Annotated in this window: 1 protein-coding gene; it reads right to left on the bottom strand. The window is 55.9% G+C overall.

The genetic code is table 11. The features are described from left to right. Positions 1 to 135: 135 nt before the first annotated feature. Positions 136 to 654, bottom strand: coding sequence for a benzoate 1,2-dioxygenase small subunit (gene benB / locus Q0775_RS19935; protein WP_298865409.1), 519 nt, complete (start codon positions 652 to 654; stop codon positions 136 to 138). Between the last annotated feature and the right edge of the window lie 51 nt (positions 655 to 705).

Here is a 705-nt window from a genome sequence, read left to right on the forward strand (position 1 = left end):
TCACATTGAATGACGCGGGTGACGCCATCCTCGAAATTCAGGGCTACATTATAGGTTGTCATGGCATACTCCTCCCTTGGTCGCGCGCCCGTCGGTGGGCGCGCGCTGTGTCAAAAACCGCAGTATTGGCCTGCGTTAGATGTGGTAGACGTCGATCACATGGTGGATGTGATCGTTCTTGAGCACGATTTTCTTATCCGTGATCAGCGGCTTGGGGCCGGACGTGTCCAGCGTGTAGAACGACATCCCCCAATGGCTGTCCGTATTGCCATAGCGGTAGGTCAGCGTATGCCAGTTAAAGCGCAATTTGATCGTATCGCCCTCGCGGCTCAGCACCTCGATGTTGGCAAGGTGGTGCTGCGTGCGCGGCTCTGGCAGGGAAGTAGCCGAGGAGCGGTCCGTCTGGATGCGGAACACACGGTCCTCGATACCCGATTTGTTCGGGTAATAGATCAAGGACATCTCGTTTTGCGGATCTTCCGTCAACATGTCCTCGTCGTCCCACGCGGGCATCCAGAACGGGCAGCTGGCATGATAGAACCCCAGCCATGTATCCCAGTCACGGTCATCAAGGGCGCGCGCTTCGGCATATAGAAACGACTGGATGTCTTCGAAACCCAGCGATGTTGTCTTCTCGAGTGTTGCAGTTGTCATGATCTTATCTCCTCATTCAGCCGCAACTTGGACGCTGGCTGCGTTTTCGCG

Origin of the sequence: uncultured Sulfitobacter sp., assembly GCF_947499945.1 — a bacterium.
Classification (GTDB): Bacteria; Pseudomonadota; Alphaproteobacteria; order Rhodobacterales; family Rhodobacteraceae; genus Sulfitobacter.